General features: G+C 64.7%; 14 protein-coding genes. 6 read left to right on the plus strand and 8 right to left on the minus strand.

The annotated features are described in order from the left end of the window. Position 1: 1 nt before the first annotated feature. The 6 genes from P5703_RS03435 to dksA form a co-directional block, all read right to left on the minus strand. Positions 2 to 1,393, minus strand: coding sequence for a polynucleotide adenylyltransferase PcnB (locus P5703_RS03435; protein WP_014597579.1), 1,392 nt, complete (start codon positions 1,391 to 1,393; stop codon positions 2 to 4). A 730-nt stretch (positions 1,394 to 2,123) separates the two neighbouring features. Next, the gene (locus P5703_RS03440) at positions 2,124 to 3,539 is read right to left on the minus strand and encodes a sigma-54-dependent transcriptional regulator (RefSeq protein WP_011914355.1); all 1,416 of its coding nucleotides are present in this window, start codon (positions 3,537 to 3,539) and stop codon (positions 2,124 to 2,126) included. Between the two features lie 61 nt (positions 3,540 to 3,600). Next, positions 3,601 to 6,555 (minus strand): sensor histidine kinase, encoded by a 2,955-nt coding sequence (locus P5703_RS03445; RefSeq protein WP_125921211.1) that lies wholly within the window; start codon positions 6,553 to 6,555, stop codon positions 3,601 to 3,603. Then, positions 6,539 to 6,715 carry a hypothetical protein gene (locus P5703_RS03450; RefSeq protein WP_003095129.1) on the minus strand — a complete coding sequence of 59 codons (177 nt, stop codon included), beginning with the start codon at positions 6,713 to 6,715 and terminating at the stop codon, positions 6,539 to 6,541. The genes P5703_RS03445 and P5703_RS03450 overlap by 17 nt, the downstream gene beginning before the upstream one ends. Before the next feature lie 105 nt (positions 6,716 to 6,820). Beyond that, the gene (gene gluQRS / locus P5703_RS03455) at positions 6,821 to 7,726 is read right to left on the minus strand and encodes a tRNA glutamyl-Q(34) synthetase GluQRS (protein ID WP_014597577.1); all 906 of its coding nucleotides are present in this window, start codon (positions 7,724 to 7,726) and stop codon (positions 6,821 to 6,823) included. Between the two features lie 89 nt (positions 7,727 to 7,815). Continuing rightward, positions 7,816 to 8,262, minus strand: a complete 447-nt coding sequence (dksA, locus tag P5703_RS03460) for an RNA polymerase-binding protein DksA (protein ID WP_013983858.1) — start codon at positions 8,260 to 8,262, stop codon at positions 7,816 to 7,818. Positions 8,263 to 8,453: 191 nt separating this feature from the next. Here dksA and P5703_RS03465 point away from each other — a divergent pair, with 191 nt between their 5' ends. The 5 genes from P5703_RS03465 to P5703_RS24000 all read left to right on the plus strand — a co-directional run bounded on the left by P5703_RS03465 (position 8,454) and on the right by P5703_RS24000 (position 12,701). Further along, positions 8,454 to 9,626 (plus strand): pyridoxal phosphate-dependent aminotransferase, encoded by a 1,173-nt coding sequence (locus P5703_RS03465; protein ID WP_013983857.1) that lies wholly within the window; start codon positions 8,454 to 8,456, stop codon positions 9,624 to 9,626. Beyond that, complete coding sequence (gene sfsA, locus P5703_RS03470; RefSeq protein WP_013983856.1) at positions 9,626 to 10,333, plus strand: DNA/RNA nuclease SfsA; 708 nt, start codon at positions 9,626 to 9,628, stop codon at positions 10,331 to 10,333. Before P5703_RS03465 ends, sfsA begins: the two co-directional genes overlap by 1 nt. 259 nt (positions 10,334 to 10,592) lie before the next feature. Beyond that, positions 10,593 to 11,513, plus strand: coding sequence for a dTDP-4-dehydrorhamnose reductase (gene rfbD / locus P5703_RS03475; RefSeq protein WP_013983855.1), 921 nt, complete (start codon positions 10,593 to 10,595; stop codon positions 11,511 to 11,513). A 104-nt stretch (positions 11,514 to 11,617) separates the two neighbouring features. Further along, on the plus strand, positions 11,618 to 12,517 hold the full coding sequence (locus P5703_RS03480; RefSeq protein WP_011914348.1) for an AEC family transporter: 900 nt from the start codon (positions 11,618 to 11,620) through the stop codon (positions 12,515 to 12,517). A gap of 97 nt (positions 12,518 to 12,614) precedes the next feature. After that, positions 12,615 to 12,701: a small membrane protein YohP gene (locus P5703_RS24000; protein WP_443977743.1), complete on the plus strand. Its 87-nt coding sequence runs from the start codon at positions 12,615 to 12,617 to the stop codon at positions 12,699 to 12,701. A 56-nt stretch (positions 12,702 to 12,757) separates the two neighbouring features. On the opposite strand, the gene P5703_RS03485 is transcribed toward P5703_RS24000, so the two are convergent. Both P5703_RS03485 and P5703_RS03490 read right to left on the minus strand, forming a co-directional pair. Beyond that, a complete protein-coding gene (locus tag P5703_RS03485) occupies positions 12,758 to 13,489 on the minus strand; it encodes a VC0807 family protein (protein ID WP_285590059.1) in 732 nt (243 codons plus the stop codon). A gap of 109 nt (positions 13,490 to 13,598) precedes the next feature. After that, positions 13,599 to 14,546, minus strand: a complete 948-nt coding sequence (locus P5703_RS03490) for a lysylphosphatidylglycerol synthase transmembrane domain-containing protein (RefSeq protein WP_013983852.1) — start codon at positions 14,544 to 14,546, stop codon at positions 13,599 to 13,601. Between the two features lie 203 nt (positions 14,547 to 14,749). Here P5703_RS03490 and P5703_RS03495 point away from each other — a divergent pair, with 203 nt between their 5' ends. Beyond that, entirely contained in the window at positions 14,750 to 16,000 is a 1,251-nt protein-coding gene (locus tag P5703_RS03495) for a cytochrome P450 (RefSeq protein ID WP_013983851.1), read from the plus strand. The last annotated feature ends 7 nt before the right edge of the window (positions 16,001 to 16,007 follow it).

Here is a 16,007-nt window from a genome sequence, read left to right on the forward strand (position 1 = left end):
CTCAGTCGGCCGGGTTGGCGGCATCGCCCGGCGTGCGGCGACGGCGACCGCCACGGCGGCGTTTCTTGGCCGCGCCGGCGTCATCCTTGCCGCTGAGGCCGCGGATCATGTTGCGCCGCTCGCTGTCGTTGGCTTCCTGATAGTCGGTCCACCAGTCGCCAAGGCCGCCGGTCTTCTCGCCCGCGCTTTCGCGCAGCAGGAGAAAGTCGTAGCCAGCGCGGAAGCGCGGATTCTCCAGAAGCTGGTCGGCACGGCGGCCCTGCCGGCGCGGCAGGCGTTCCTGCATGTCCCAGATCTCGCGCATGGGGATGGTGAAGCGCTTGGGAATCGCGGTGCGCTGGCACTGCTCCCAGATGATGTCGTGGGCGGCTTCCTGCATCGCCGGAATCGGCGGCATGCCGCGGTCCTGCAGCTCCAGTACGCGGGCCGGCAGGGCAGGCCAGAGCAGGGCGGCGAAAAGGAACGCGGGCGTCACCGGCTTGCCCTGCTGGATGCGCAGGTCGGTATTGGCCAGCGCGTTGCGGATCAGCGTGCCGGCATACTCGGGGTTGCGCTCCAGCGCGGCGGCGCTGGCGGGGAACAGCGGCGCAAACAGGTCGTATTCGAGCAGCAGCTCGAAGGTCCGCTCGGCCTTGCCGCCGAGGAACAGCTTGAGCGTCTCGTCGAACAGGCGGGCCGAGGGGATGCCGTCAAGCAGCTCGGCCAGGTCGGCGATGGGCTCGGCACTGTGGCGTTCGATTTCGAAGTCGAGCTTGGCGGCGAAGCGCACCGCGCGGAGCATGCGTACCGGGTCTTCCTGGTAGCGCTGCTCGGGATCGCCGATCAGGCGGATCAGGCGATTGCGGATGTCGTGCACGCCGCGGGTGTGGTCGAGGATGCGCTCGCTGGTCGGGTCGTAGTACAGCGCATTGATGGTGAAGTCCCGGCGCTGGGCGTCGTCCTCGAGCGTGCCATAGACATTGTCGCGCAGAATGCGCCCGCTCTCGTTGCGCAAGGCCAACTGGCTGGCATCCTCGTCGTCTTCTTCCGGGTGGTTGGCGCGGAAGGTGGCGACTTCGATGATCTCGCGGCCGAAGTGCACGTGGACGAGCTTGAAGCGCCGGCCGATCACGCGTGCGTTGCGAAACTCGGCGCGGACCTGTTCCGGGGTCGCACTGGTGGCGACGTCGTAATCCTTGGGATTGAGCTGCAGCAACAGATCGCGCACACAGCCACCCACGACATAGGCCTCGTAGCCGGCCTGCTGCAGGCGCTCGACCACGCTCACCGCATGACGGCTGATCTCGTTGCGATGCAGGGAATGCTGCCGGCTGGACAGAATTTCAGGTGTGCGACGGGGATGCGGGATGCGGCGCAGCGGAAGACGAAAAGACTGGAACAGCTTTTTCAGCATGAGGGGCAACTGTGTGGCGGAATGACGGGCCGGCGTCGCGAAAGCCGCGAAACCTGCGCGGATTCTAGCACCGGGACTGTCGGATGGTGAACGAAGCGCAGGGTAGTGTCAAAAAGCTTCGCGTGTAGCGTGACGAGGGTTCTGCCTGGTGCAACGCGGAAGGAAATGTCTGGACGGGGCGTGCGGAAGGAAACCGCGGAGCCAGATAGCACTGAGGGGAGCCGAAGCTCCCCTCTGAATAATGTCGCGTGCTTATTTATTGTTATTGGTCTTCTCAGGCGTTGCTGTTCTTGTTGTTCGCCTGTCCTTCGGGCCGTGGCCGTCGGGAACGCTCCCACAGTGGGAGCCAATAGCAAACGGATTTCTTTGGTCGCTGACGTTGCCTTGATCTTCGATCCAACCAGTACAGGGCCTGCTCGATGCAGTTTTTGTTGTTCTCGGCCTGGTCGTGGGGCGAACCCCGTGGCATGTCCTCTCCAAAAGAATCAGTTAGCTGCGCCTCCGCCTTCTTGTCGTTGTTTTGCTGGAGCCGTTACGTCTTGTTCTTATTGTGGGATCTGCTTGTTATTGTTGTTGTGCCATTAGGTAAGCAGTTGCCGTGCCAGTTTTAGGAAATCGTTATATTTCAATGAGTTGTGATTTCCAGGCTTGGCGAAAGGCAAGAAAAAACCGGGGCGTCGTTACCGATGCTCCCGGTTTTTGTTACGAACGATGCGCCGGCGGTAACAAATTACCCGGCGGCGCTACTGGACTTGCGCCGTGGAATGCCCAGGCGCTGGCGGCGTTCCCACAGACATTTGCGGCTGATGCCGAGCTTGCGCGCCAGTTCGGTCTCGGTCATGTGGTCCTGATGCTCGAGCACGAAATGCTGGAAGTAGTCCTCCAGCGAGAGATCCTCGGTCGGCTCGTTGCCACCGGCGATACCGCGGATGCCGCCGAGTGAATCTTCTTCGAACTCATCGTCCAGCTCGTCGAGTTCGATATCGATGCCCAGCAGCTCGGCGTCGATCTCCGGGCTCTCGCTGAGGATCGCCGCGCGCTCGATGGCGTTTTCCAGTTCGCGCACGTTGCCGGGCCAGGAGTAGTGACGAATCGCCTGTTCGGCGTCGCGCGAGAAGCGCATCTCGTCGCTGCTCATGCGTTCGCCCTGGCGCGCCAGGAACGCCTTGGCGATTTCGAGCACGTCGTTGCCGCGCTCGCGCAGCGGCGGCAGCTTGAGCGCGATCACGTGCAGGCGGTAATAAAGGTCTTCGCGGAACTGGCCGGTCTTGGCAAGGGTTTTCAGGTCGCGGTGGGTGGCGGCGATCAGACGCACATCGACCTTCTGCGACTGCACCGAGCCGACGCGGCGGATCTCACCTTCCTGCAGTACGCGCAGCAGGCGCGCCTGGGCTTCCAGTGGCAGTTCGCCGATCTCGTCGAGAAACAGGGTGCCGCCATCGGCTGCCTCGACCAGGCCGGCGCGACCGGCGCTGGCCCCGGTGAAGGCCCCCTTCTCGTGGCCGAACAGCTCGGATTCGATCAGGGTTTCCGGAATGGCCGCGCAGTTCACCGAGATCATCGGCGCCTTGGCCCGTCGCGAGAGATTGTGCAGTGCCCGCGCCACCAGTTCCTTGCCGGTGCCCGACTCGCCCTGGATCAGCACGTTGGAATCGGTGGGGGCGACCTTGCGGATCTTGCTGAACAGGTCCTGCATCGGTGCGCAGTGGCCGATGATGCCGATGTCGCCCTGTGCCGCGTCGCTTGGGGCGCTGCCATTGCCACGGCTCGGCTGAGCGAGGGCTGCGGCGCTCTGCTGATGATCCTGAAGGATGCGCGCCACGGTCTGCAGCATTTCGTCGTGATCGAAGGGCTTGGCGATGTAGTCCACCGCGCCCATCTTCATGGAGTCCACCGCCGAGCGCAGGCTGGCGTAGCTGGTCATGATCAGCACCGGTGTGCCTTCGGCCAGTTTGATCAGTTCGGTGCCGGGTGCGCCGGGCAGTCGCAGGTCGCTGACGATGAGGTCGAAACCCGGGATGCTGTAGCGCTCCTGTGCTTCCTGCACCGAGCCGGCTTCGCTGACCTCGTACTGGTTGCGTTCGAGGAGGCGCCGCAGGGCTGAGCGGATGATGGTTTCGTCTTCGACGATCAGTATGTGTGACATCAGTACTCTCTCGACGGTCTGGAGGCAGAACCGGCGCCGGGCCGGTACGGCAGTCGCCTCTTCAACTTACGGCGTGTGACGCTTCGACATGCCGCGGCAGGGTGATGCGAAAACGGGTGCCGCGTTGCGTTTCCGGGTCAGCCGGGCTGTCGATATCGATCTGGCCATAATGCTCTTCAATGATCGAATAGACCAGCGCGAGGCCCAGGCCCGTGCCTTCGCCCGGGTCCTTGGTGGTGAAGAACGGCTCGAACAGGCGGTCCTGGATCTCTTTCGGAATGCCGCTGCCTTCGTCCTCCACGGTCAGATAGACCGTCTGCTCGGCCACTTCGCTGGTCACCCGGATCACGCCACCGGGCGGCGATGCGTCGCGGGCGTTGGACAGCAGGTTGATCAGCACCTGCGCCAGGCGTTGCGGGTCCCCCTCGGCCACATGATCGGGATGGCACAGGTTGAGGAACTGCACCTCGGTGCGGTTGCGGTTGAGCGAGAGCAGGCCGATGGCGTCCTGGGTGACCTGTGCCAGGCTCACCGGATAGAGCTGGTGCTGGCGTTCGCCGGCATGGGCGAAGCTCATCAGCGACTGCACGATGTGCGACACGCGCTTGGTCTGCTCGATGATCTGCGCGCTGATTTCGACGATCTCGCCGTCGCCTTCGCGCTCGTCCCGCAGGTTCTGCGCCAGACAGGCGATGCCGGTGATCGGGTTGCCGATTTCGTGCGCCACGCCGGCGGCCAGGCGGCCGATGCTGGCCAGACGCTCGGAATGCACCAGGCGGTCTTCCAGCTGCTGGGTCTCGGTCAGGTCCTCGACCAACAGGACCAGGCCGCTGTTACCGGGCGCCAGCGGCTCGGCGATGGCTGCCTTGTGCAGATTGAGGCAGCGGCGATGGCCGTTGTGCGCCAGGCGCTGCTTGTGCAGGTGTTCGTCGGGCTGCTCGATGAAGTCGCCCAGCAGGCTGCGCCAGGGTTCGGCGATGGTCGACAGGCGCGAGCCGACGACCTGCAGCGCGGGAATTTCGGTCAGCTCTTCGAGGGCGCGATTCCACATGAGAATTTCCTGATCCTTGGCCAGCGAGCAGACCCCCATGGGCAGCTCCTGCAGCGTCTGCCGGTGATAGCGGCGCAGCGCGTCGAGTTCGGCGGCCAGGCCGGTCAGGCGCGAGTGATACTCCTCCAGGCGGTTCTCGATGAAGTGGATGTCTTCGGTGATGTAGCCCTCGGCGCCGTTCTTGTACGGCAGGAAGTTCTCGACGATATCCTGGGCCACGCTGGGCCCCATCAGCCCGGACAGGTTGGCTTCGATGCGATCACGCAGGCGGCGCAGGGCATAGGGGCGGTGCTCGTCGAACGGCAGCTGCAGATCGCGCAGTGCCTGCTCCACTTCGCGCTGCGCGGTCTTGGCGCCCAGGGGCTTGGCCAGCTGGGTGGCGAACTCCTGTGGCGAGGCGGCCATCAGTTCACGCCGCTGCGGCCGGCGCACGTTTTCCACCGCGCAGGCCTCGGCGGCGCTCTGCTCCTCAGGGCTGGTCACGCTGAAGATCGAGAACAGCGAGAAGGCCAGCACGTTGACCGCCAGCGAAGCGATTGCCGCCAAGTGCCAGCTGGTGTCGTCGAGTACGTAGACCACGTTGAACAGCGGGATGTAGAAACCATCCAGATTGCCCACCAGGGGCAGCAGCATGGTCACCATCCAGACGCCGATGCCGGCCAGCAGGCCGGCTATGTAGCCGCGGCGGTTGGCGGTCGGCCAGTAGAGCACCGAGAGCACGCCCGGCAGGAACTGCAGGGTGGCAACGAAGGCGACGATGCCCAGGTTGGACAGGTCCTGCTCGGCGCCGAGCAGCAGGTAGAACCCGTAACCGGCCAGGATGATGGCGAAGATCAGGCTGCGTCTGGTCCATTTCAGCCAGCGGTAGATGTTGCCCTCGCTGGAGGGTTGATAGAGCGGCAGCACCAGATGGTTGAGCGCCATGCCGGACAGCGCCAGGGTGCTGACGATGATCAGCCCGCTGGAGGCCGACAGCCCGCCGACGAAGGCCAGCAGCGCCAGGGTTTCGCTCTGTGCGGTGAGGCCGAGGCCGAGGGTGAAGTATTCGGGGTTGGTGCTGACGCCCAGCTTAAGGCCGGCCCAGAGGATCAGCGGCACGGCCAAACTCATCAGCAGCAGGTACAGCGGCAATCCCCAGCTGGCGCTGACCAGCCCGCGCGGGTTGAGGTTCTCGGTGAACGTCATGTGATACATGTGTGGCATGACGATGGCCGAGGCGAAGAACACCAGCAGCAGGGTGCGCCACGGGCCTTCCTGCAGCGGCGTGTGCAACGCCTGCAGCGCCGACTGATTCTGCAGCAGCCAGATCTCCAGCTGGTGCGGGCCGCCGAAGACCACGTAAAGGGCGTACAGGCCGATGGCACCAAAGGTCACCAGCTTGACGATCGATTCGAAGGCGATGGCGAACACCAGCCCTTCGTGCTTCTCCCGCGTGGCGATGTGGCGGGCACCGAAGAGGATGGTGAACAGCATGATCATCAGGCAGTAGCCCAGCGCCACGCGCTCCTGCAGCGGTTCGAGAGTCAGGATGCCGATGGCGTCGGCGACCGCCTGGATCTGCAGGGCCAGCAGCGGCAGCATGCCGATCAGCATGACGATGGTGGTCAGCGCGCCGCTCCAGGTGCTGCGGAAGCGGAAGGCCACCAGGTCGGCCAGCGACGACAGCTGATAGGTACGAGTGATGCGCAGGATCGGGTAGAGCAGCACCGGCGCCAGCAGAAAGGCGCCGCACACGCCGAGATAGGTGGCGAGAAACCCATAGCCATACTGGTAGGCCAGGCCCACGGTGCCATAGAAGGCCCAGGCGCTGGCGTAGACGCCGAGCGAGAGGGTGTAGGTCAGCGGGTGGCGGATGATCCAGCGCGGGATCAGCCCGCGATCGCTGACCCAGGCCACGCCGAACAGCATGAACAGGTAGGCGGCGCTGATCAGGATCAGGTGGCTCAGGCTAAAGCTCGTCTGCATCACGCTGGCTCTGGAGAATGAAGGTCACCACGATCAGGATCAGCCACAGCAGATAGGGCCGATACCAGGCACCGTTGGGGTCGATCCACCAGTCCATGATGGCGGGGGAGAACAGGTAGATCCCCACCACCAGGAGCAGCACCAGTCGGTAGATATACATGCCGGGTCTCGTGTCGGAAGTGAGGGCGATGGTAGAGCAGCGGCACGCGGCAAGCCACCAGCGGCAGGCAAAAGCTCGCCTCGGGTGGTTCGATCCATGCGTGGCTCAGCGCAGCTGGGCTTCGGCGAGGGTGCGGACCCGCGGGATGCGTGCTGCATTCCAGTGGGCAACGGCCCAGCCGAGAATGTCCGCTGGCAGCGCGCCGTCCAGTTCCGCTGGCGGTTGCTGGCCAAGGGCACGCAGCGCGCGAAGCAGCAGCGGGCTGGCCTCCTGGGCTTGGAGCGGTGGCGAGCGATAGCTCTTGCCGAGCTTGTGTCCGTCCGGCTGGATGATCAGCGGCAGGTGCAGGTAGCGTGGTTGTGGCAGGCCGAGGACTTCCTGCAGATAAAGCTGGCGCGGCGTCGAATCGAGCAGGTCGGCGCCGCGCACCACATCGGTGACGCCCTGCCAGGCGTCATCCAGCACCACGGCCAGCTGATAGGCAATCAGGCCGTCGCGGCGGCGAATGACAAAATCGCCGACCTCGCGGCCCAGATGCTGGCGGAACTCGCCTTGCACACGATCGATGAAGACGTATTCACGATCGGGTACGCGCAGGCGGATGGCAGCATCCTCAAGGCTGCGGCCGGCGGCGCGGCAGAAACCGGGGTAGGGGCCCGGGTAGCCTTCGAGCTGCTTGCGCGAGCAGGTGCACGCATACGCCAGGCCTTCATCCAGCAGCCGTTCGATGGCGTCCCGATACGCAGCGTGACGTTCGCTCTGGCGCAGCATGTCGCCGTCCCATTCGAAGCCGTAGCTCTGCAGCGTCTCGACGATGGTCCGCTGGGCGCCGGGCATCTCCCGTGGCGGATCGATGTCTTCCATGCGCAGCAACCAAAGGCCGCCGACCGAACGGGCGTCGAGATAGGAAGCGAGGGCCGCGATCAGCGAGCCGAAGTGCAGGTAGCCGCTGGGGGTCGGTGCAAAGCGACCGATGTAGCGTGCGGGCTGGGGCGGAGCGGAGGAGGACATGGCGGGCCGGCGCGATCGGTGATGGCGAGGCGGATGAAACGGTGCAGGGCCTGGAAATGAAGCGGGGCGCCGTAGCGCCCCGTTCGGGATCAGGAACCGATCTGCTTTTCCTTGATCTCCGCCAGCGTCTTGCAATCGATGCAGAGGGTGGCGGTGGGGCGCGCTTCCAGGCGACGGATGCCGATTTCGACACCGCAGGAATCGCACCAGCCGTATTCGTTGTCTTCGATCAGCTGCAGCGTCTCGTCGATCTTCTTGATCAGCTTGCGCTCGCGGTCGCGGGCGCGCAGTTCCAGGCTGAACTCTTCTTCCTGACTGGCGCGGTCGGCCGGATCCGGGAAGTTGGCAGCTTCGTCCTGCATGTGGTGCACGGTGCGATCGACCTCTTCCATCAGCTCCTGCTTCCACTTGTTCAGGATGCCGGTGAAGTGGGCGCGCATCTTGTCGCTCATGTATTCCTCGCCCTGGCTTTCCTTGTAGGGCTCGAAGGCGCGAATCAGTTGCTTGCTCGACGGTGTTTCTTTGGTAATGGGCATGGATGAACGCCTCTCGCTATGTCCATTGCGCAGGATGATTTGTCCCTTGCCGGCCCGTGCCGGCCCTGCGGCTGCAAGCGGGCGAACTTACCAGATCGGCTCGGGGTGCGCTACTCCCCTTTCCAACAGTGGCTGCAGCGGCTTCGGGACCTTGGGTAGAATTCACGTTTTGTTCTCAACAGGAAGGTCAGATGACCTCGTCGTACAGCGCACGCAGTCGCGCAATCGAACCTTTCCACGTCATGGCGCTGTTGGAGCGGGCCAATCAGCTCCAAGTTCAAGGCCACGACGTCATTCACCTGGAAATCGGCGAACCGGACTTCACCACCGCCGCGCCCATCGTCGCCGCGGGACAGGCCGCGCTAGCGGCCGGGCACACCCGCTACACTTCCGCCCGTGGCCTGCCACAGCTGCGCGAGGCGATTGCCGGCTTCTATGCCCAACGCTATCGATTAAGCATTGACCCCGAACGGATCCTGATTACTCCCGGCGGCTCCGGTGCCCTGCTGCTGGCCTCCAGCCTGCTGGTGGATCCGGGCAAGCACTGGCTGCTGGCCGATCCGGGTTATCCGTGCAACCGGCACTTCCTGCGACTGGTGGAAGGCGCCGCGCAGCTCGTGCCGGTCGGCCCTGAGATGCGCTATCAGCTGACCCCTGAACTGGTCGAGCGCTATTGGGATCGCGACAGCGTTGGCGCGTTGGTGGCATCGCCGGCCAACCCCACCGGGACGCTGCTCGAGCGGCCCGAACTGGCCGCTCTTTCGGCGGCGCTGAAGGAGCGCGGCGGCCACCTGGTGGTCGACGAGATCTATCACGGGCTGACCTACGGCACGGATGCGGCCAGCGTGCTGGAAGTCGATGACGAGGCCTTCGTGCTCAACAGCTTTTCCAAGTACTTCGGCATGACCGGCTGGCGCCTGGGCTGGCTGGTGGCACCGCCAGCGGCCGTGCCCGAGCTGGAAAAGCTGGCACAGAACCTATACATCAGCGCGCCAAGCATGGCCCAGCATGCGGCGCTGGCCTGTTTCGAGCCGGCGACGCTGGAGATCCTCGAGGCGCGTCGCGGCGAGTTTGCCCGGCGTCGGGACTTCCTGCTGCCAGCCCTGCGCGAGCTGGGCTTCGGCATCGCGGTCGAGCCGCAGGGAGCCTTCTATCTGTATGCAGACATCAGCGCCTTCGGTGGCGACGCCTATGGGTTCTGCCAGCACATGCTGGAAACGGAGTACGTCGCCATCACGCCGGGACTGGACTTTGGCCGTCACCAGGCCGGCCATCATGTGCGCTTCGCCTACACGCAGGATCTGCCGCGCCTGGAACAGGCCGTCGAGCGCATCGCCTGCGGCCTGCGTAGCTGGCGGCCCTGATGCGCTTCGCGCAACCGCTGGAGCGGGGCCGTCTGGTCAGGCGCTACAAGCGCTTTCTCGCCGATATCGTCACCGACGAGGGCGAGGCGATGTGCATCCACTGTCCCAACACCGGCTCGATGCTCAACTGCATGAGCGAGGGCGCGCGGGTGTGGTTCCAGCGCAGCAGCGATCCTCGACGCAAGCTGCCCGGCACCTGGGAGCTGGTGGAGACGCCGCAGGGACGATTGGCCTGCGTGAACACCGCGCGCGCCAATCCTCTGGTCGAGGAAGCATTGCTGGGCGGACAGATCGCCGAGCTGGCCGGCTTCTCGGCGCTCAAGCGCGAAGTGGCCTATGGCGTGGAGAACAGTCGCGTGGACTTTCGCCTCGAGTTCGACGGCGGGCCGGCCTACGTTGAGGTCAAGAGCGTCACCCTGGGGTTCGCCGACACAGCAGTGGCGGCGTTCCCTGATGCCGTGACGCTGCGCGGTGCACGGCATCTGCGCGAACTGGCGGCGCTGGCGCGCGCGGGGGTGCGCGCGGTGCAACTGTACTGCGTCAATCTGAGCGGCGTGGACGCGGTCCGTCCGGCCGAGGAGATCGATCCGGGTTACGCCGCGGCGCTGCGCGACGCGGTGGCGGCAGGTGTCGAGGTGCTTGCCTATGGGGTCGAGCTGTCCCCCGTGGAGCTTCGGGTCGGCGCACGTTTGCCGGTGTTGCTCTGAAGGTCGGCAGCCGGGACGTGGAAAAAAATTCTATCCGGCCGGGAACAAAGTGCCTTTCGTCTGGCCTCAACGTGGCTGGAAACCACATCCATCATGCACGGGCAGGCTCTGCTCCGCCGCTTGAGCCGGCGTCAAGATGCGCTCCTGCCTGTTTCGATGGAACCTGCGGCGACACCGCGCACGCGTGCGTGATGCCGTGGCTAGAACCATTTTCGGACGTTCGCGCTGGCCGCGAACGTCGTCGATGAGGCGACAAAGAATGCGAATCCTCGTTTGCGGTGCTGGTGGCCAAGTTGGTCGTGAGCTGGTGGAGCGGGCGTCACGTTTCGGACTGGATGTGCTGGCCCCGGCGCGGGCACAGCTGGACATCGCCAAGCCTGAGCAAGTGGCCGACGCGATGCGTCAGCGTCCCGAGCTGATCATCAACGCGGCCGCCTATACCCATGTGGATAATGCCGAGTCCCATGGCGAGCAGGCGTATGCGGTCAATCGCGACGGTCCGCGTCACCTGGCCGAGGCTGCCAAGCACGCGGGTGTTCCGCTGTTTCACATTTCCACCGACTACGTGTTCTCGGGCAAAGCCACCCGGCCTTATACCGAAAGCGACGAGACCGGTCCGACCGGCGTCTACGGCGCGAGTAAACTGGCCGGTGAAGAGGCGATCCGCAGCTGTCTGCCGGCTCATCTGATCCTGCGCACCAGCTGGGTGTATGGCGTACATGGGCATAACTTCGTCAAGACCATGCTGCGCCTGGCGCGCCAGCGTGATGCGCTGGGTGTGGTGAGCGACCAGATCGGCTGTCCGACTCAGGCCGGCAGCATCGCCTCGGTGCTGCTCGAGCTGGCCCGGCGCTATGCGGACGGTGCGGAACTCGCCTGGGGCGTCTACCACTACAGCGGCGCGCCTGCCTGCTCCTGGTACGACTTCGCCGTGGAAATCTTCCGTCAAGGTGAAGCGGCCGGGCTGATCGCCAGGCAGCCCGAGGTATCGCCGATCATGACGGCGCAATATCCGACGCCGGCCAGGCGACCGGCCTGGTCCGTGCTCGATTGCAGTCGATTCGAGGCAGCGTTCGGTCTTGCCCCGCACCGCTGGCAGGAAGACCTGGCCGATGTGCTGGCAATTCTGCGCCAGCAGGAGGCAAATGCGGTCAAGCGGGAGCGGACCTTCCGCGCCTGACCCGGTGGCGGTACTCGGACCGCCGGTGCGATCTTCCTGCCCAGCGTGTATTCTTGCGCCCCCCGCGCCAAGGCGTGGCCTGACGTTCGGCTCTCGGAGGGCACATGGTAGTGGTATTGGCGATCCTGCCGATCTTCGGTCTGATCACGCTTGGATATCTGTTCGGTTGGCGTCAGTGGCTAACCAATGAAGGTGCTGCCGGGCTGGCCAGCGTCACCTTCAAGCTGTTCATGCCAGCGGTGTTGTTCACCGGTATCGCGCGCGCCGAGCTGAGCGATGGCATGTCGCCGATGCTCCTGCTGGGCTACTTCGTGCCGGTGCTGCTGGTTTTCCTGTTGGTCAACCTGGTCGCTCACCGCCGCGCCGGGCGGGCCACGCCGCTTGGTCTCACGGCCGCCTACTCGAACAATGTGCTGGTCGGCATCCCGCTGGTGACGACGCTGCTCGGCGCCGAGAGCCTGGTATACGTGTTCGCCATCCTGGTGTTCCACAGCCTGGTGCTGTTTTCGCTGCAGAGCTTCTATGCGGCGCTCGGTGATGGCGACAAGGTCAGTGTTCCAGCGTTGTTGAAGAACCTGGCCAACCCGCTGATCGTCGGCCTGCTGCTGGGGGCTCTGCTGAATCTCTCCGGCCTGGAACTGCCCGAGCCGCTCTGGCGAATCGCCGGTTGGCTGGCGCAGGCGGCGCTGCCCTGCGCGCTGATGGTGCTGGGCATCAGTCTGTCGCGTTATCGGCTGCGGCCAAGCGCTTCGGTACTGCTGCTGACCCTAATCAAGCTGGCGCTGTTCCCGGCCCTTGTCTGGTGGCTGAGCGGTATGCTGCCGGGGCTGAATCAGGATGCGCGAAACGTGCTGGTGCTGCTTGCCGCCTGCCCCAGCGGGGTCAATGTGCTGGCCTTCGTGAAACATTCCGACGACACCCGCGCGGTCAGCTCGACGGTCTTCCTTTCCACCGTGGCGGCGGCGGTCAGCCTGCCGCTCTGGATGCTGCTGGCCGCAGGCTGACGGCGCCGTCCCCGTCTACCCCGGTCGGATTTCGTCGAACGGCCTGGAGCCAGGGCTGTCACAAAATCACAGACTTGGAAAAACGGGAGAGAACGGCATGCTGAAATTCATTGGCGGAACCGCGGGCATCATCTTCATCATCGGCCTGATCGTGGTGATCGGGATCTTCAAGCTGCTGTTCTGACGGGACGGGGCTTTAAAAGGGCTGCTCGGCGCGTGCCGGGCGGCCCTTTTTTTCGTTTACTTGCTACCGCCCTGTTCCTGGCTTCCGCTAGCCATGATGTCCTCAAGGCGCAGGCCAGTCAGGCCGTGGATGGTGCGCCAGAGATAGAAGAAGATCGCCATCATCATCAGCATGCTGGGAATGGCGATCATCGGATAGCTGAGCAGCGTCATGCGGCCCAGTTCGGCATTGAACGCCTCGCTGCCTGCCGGGCTGTTGACGATCCACTTGGCCAGCACGTAGTTCATGAAGGACGAGAAGAAGAAGGTGCCGCTGAGCAGGTAGGTAGCCCGCAACAGGCGTGTCTCGAAGTGTTCGGTCTGGCCGTTGCGCTCGAGCTGTTCGTGGATCTTGTCCACGTTGAGTACCTTGGGGTTGTACAGCAGCGTGCGGATGAGCGGGTAGCGGGTGCGCGTGGAGGCCAGTACCGCGATCCCGATGATGCCCGGCACCGCCGCTTCCTTGATCGCCAGCCACTGGGTGTCCAGCTGCAGCAGGCCGATGCCGCCGGTCAGTAGCACGCTGATCAGGCCGAGCAGTGCGATCCAGTTGAACTTGCGATATCTGGCCAGCTCCCAGAGCCCCCAGCCCAGCGGGAAGGCCAGGGCGAGCAGCAGGGCACCGTCGGCGCCGAGGCGGTCTTCGCCGCTGAGTTTCATCAGGATCAGCGAGGGGATCAGGATACTGACGGCCAGGTCGATCAGCGGGCGCGGTTTATGTTCGGCGCGGGTATGGGCAGTTTCGGTCATGACATCGGATAGGTCGGAAGAGGGCTGCATGATCGCCTGTGTGGCGCGTCTTCGCCAGACCATCTTGGTCGATATGGGGTGTCGTAGTGTTTCCCGATCCGCCGTCGGCTCAACGGATCGGCGCTTCGCGGCGTCGATTGCGCCACTGGTCGAATTCGAAGACCAGCACGACCACCATGGCCAGGGCGAACGGCAGCAGCAGATAGAAGCCGCGAAAGACGATCAGTGCCGCCAGCACGTCGACCTTGGGCACCTCCGGCAATGCCGAAAGGAACGTCAGCTCCAGCACGCCAAGCCCTCCGGGTGCGTGGGACAGCAGCGCGAGCGAGAAGGACGCGAGAAACACCCCGAGCACCGTGAGATAACCCGGATTGTGTTCGGCCGGTAGCGCGAAATAGATGATCGCCGCCGCACAGAGCAGTTCCAGCGGGCCGGCCAGCAGCTGCCGACCGACGATCGGCAGGCGCGGATACTGAATGTGCCATTTGCCCAGCCGCCAGGGCGGCAACTGGCGCCACGCACCGAAAACGTAGAGTGCGATCAGCGCCAGCAGCCCGCAGCCGATGGCCAGGGACACCCAACCGGCGCTGTGGACCAGGCGATCGAGCAGCTGAGGCTTGAGGATCAGCACGACGCCGGCTGCCAGCAGCGTGCCGAGGGTGAAGGTCAGCGAACAGAAGACGATCAGAATGCCGATTTCCTGCGGCGTCAGGCCCTTGCTGCGATACGCCCGATAGCGCACCAGCGCGCCGGAGAACACCGACGCGCCAATGTTGTGCGCCAGCGCATAGGTGGTGAACGAGCAGAGCGCGATGAACCACCAAGAAATCGTCTTGCCCAGATGGGCCATGGCAATGCGGTCATACCAGGCCAGCGCGACATAAGCGCCCAGCGTCGACAGTGCCGCGAGCAGCCAGCCCCGGGCGCCGATGGCTCGCAGGCTGTCGGCCAGCTCGGTCAGCGAGATATTGCGAACCTCGTGGTACAGCAAGTAGCCGGACAGCAGCACAGCCGAGACCCCAACGAGGGTCCAGGCGACATCGCTCTTCTTCATCATCGGCGGGTCATCATCCCATGGCTCCTTCGGACGAAACGGCGCGCGCTCGGATGGGCGTATCGAGGCCTTGGCCGTTTCTTCGACTCGTCCAGTAATCGGCAGCGGCCGGCCAGTTTTGTTCAGTTTCCGACCACTGGGCCTTGTTTCCGGCAACGTCCCCCGCCCCAGCTTGTCGATTGCAGACCTGGCTACTGGAGAACGGCATGACTGACATTCCTCGCGATGATCATCTGGAAAGTTCGCTGGCGCTGCTGGGCGAAGGTTATCCCTTCATCCGCGATCGCTGCCAGCGCCTGCACAGCAATGTTTTTCAGGCGCGTCTGCTGATGCAGAACACCATCTGCCTGAGCGGGGAGCAGGCGGCGCGCCTGTTCTATGACGAGCGCCACTTTCAGCGCGCGCAGGCGATGCCGCGGATGCTGAAGAAGACGCTGCTCGGACAGGGTGGCGTCCAGGGGCTCGATGGCGAGGCGCATCGCCATCGCAAACGCATGTTCCTGCAGCTGCTGGACGCCGCGGCTGTCGACGAGCTGGTCGGCCTGACCGAGCGGAGCTGGCGTCAGGCGATCGGCCAATGGCAGGCACAGGGCGAAGTCCAGCTGCTCGGTGAAGTGCAGATGCTGCTCACCGACAGTGTCTGCCGCTGGGCCGGAGTGCCGTTGCCATCCGCCGAGCGTGAGCTGCGCCGTGACCAGCTGGCGCAGATGATCGACGGCGCGGGCGGCATCGGACCCCGGCACCTGGCGGCGCGCAAGGCTCGTCGCGAGGCCGAGGCCTGGACGCAGCACCTGATCGAGCAGGTGCGTGCCGGTGAGCTGCAGGGCGACCCGACCCGGGCACTCATGGTCGTGGCGCATCACCGGGACCTGGACGGCAAACCGCTGGACAGCCGTATCGCGGCGGTCGAGCTGCTCAATCTGTTGCGCCCGACGGTTGCGGTGGCCTACTTCATCACTTACGCCGCCCTTGAGTTGCTGGCGCATCCGCACTGGTGCGAACGGTTGCGCGCCGAGGACGAACTGCTCGAGCCTTTCGCCCAGGAGGTGCGCCGGCTGCACGCGTTCTTCCCGTTCACGGCCGCGCGGGTGCGGGAAGGCTTCGATTGGCAGGGCCATCACTTCCCGGCCGGCACGCGCGTGATGCTGGACCTCTGGGGCACCAATCGCGAGGCGAGTCGCTGGACTGACCCCGAGGCCTTTCAGCCGGAACGCTTCGTTGACTGGGCGGGCGATGCCTTCAGTTTCGTGACTCAGGGTGGTGGCGATCCCGCGCAGGGGCATCGCTGCCCGGGCGAGCGGCTGGCGATCGAACTGCTCAAGCTCGCGCTACGTATGCTGACTCGGGAGATGGACTATGCAGTGCCGGCACAGGACCTGCGGATCGACCTGTCGCGGATGCCGGCGAAACCGGAAAGCGGGCTGCTGATCAGCGATGTGAGGCCGCGGGCGTCCTGATCCTGAG

This window comes from Stutzerimonas sp. FeSN7 (assembly GCF_030263795.1).
Taxonomy (GTDB): domain Bacteria; phylum Pseudomonadota; class Gammaproteobacteria; order Pseudomonadales; family Pseudomonadaceae; genus Stutzerimonas; species Stutzerimonas stutzeri.

Excerpts from the sequence above, each read along its gene's own strand:
- P5703_RS03435 (WP_014597579.1), bottom strand. The coding sequence starts at position 1,393 with ATGCTGAAAAAGCTGTTCCAGTCTTTTCGTCTTCCGCTGCGCCGCATC.
- P5703_RS03440 (WP_011914355.1), bottom strand. The coding sequence starts at position 3,539 with ATGTCACACATACTGATCGTCGAAGACGAAACCATCATCCGCTCAGCC.
- P5703_RS03445 (WP_125921211.1), bottom strand. The coding sequence starts at position 6,555 with ATGCAGACGAGCTTTAGCCTGAGCCACCTGATCCTGATCAGCGCCGCC.
- P5703_RS03450 (WP_003095129.1), bottom strand. The coding sequence starts at position 6,715 with ATGTATATCTACCGACTGGTGCTGCTCCTGGTGGTGGGGATCTACCTG.
- gluQRS (WP_014597577.1), bottom strand. The coding sequence starts at position 7,726 with ATGTCCTCCTCCGCTCCGCCCCAGCCCGCACGCTACATCGGTCGCTTT.
- dksA (WP_013983858.1), bottom strand. The coding sequence starts at position 8,262 with ATGCCCATTACCAAAGAAACACCGTCGAGCAAGCAACTGATTCGCGCC.
- P5703_RS03465 (WP_013983857.1), top strand. The coding sequence starts at position 8,454 with ATGACCTCGTCGTACAGCGCACGCAGTCGCGCAATCGAACCTTTCCAC.
- sfsA (WP_013983856.1), top strand. The coding sequence starts at position 9,626 with ATGCGCTTCGCGCAACCGCTGGAGCGGGGCCGTCTGGTCAGGCGCTAC.
- rfbD (WP_013983855.1), top strand. The coding sequence starts at position 10,593 with ATGCGAATCCTCGTTTGCGGTGCTGGTGGCCAAGTTGGTCGTGAGCTG.
- P5703_RS03480 (WP_011914348.1), top strand. The coding sequence starts at position 11,618 with ATGGTAGTGGTATTGGCGATCCTGCCGATCTTCGGTCTGATCACGCTT.
- P5703_RS24000 (WP_443977743.1), top strand. The coding sequence starts at position 12,615 with ATGCTGAAATTCATTGGCGGAACCGCGGGCATCATCTTCATCATCGGC.
- P5703_RS03485 (WP_285590059.1), bottom strand. The coding sequence starts at position 13,489 with ATGACCGAAACTGCCCATACCCGCGCCGAACATAAACCGCGCCCGCTG.
- P5703_RS03490 (WP_013983852.1), bottom strand. The coding sequence starts at position 14,546 with ATGATGAAGAAGAGCGATGTCGCCTGGACCCTCGTTGGGGTCTCGGCT.
- P5703_RS03495 (WP_013983851.1), top strand. The coding sequence starts at position 14,750 with ATGACTGACATTCCTCGCGATGATCATCTGGAAAGTTCGCTGGCGCTG.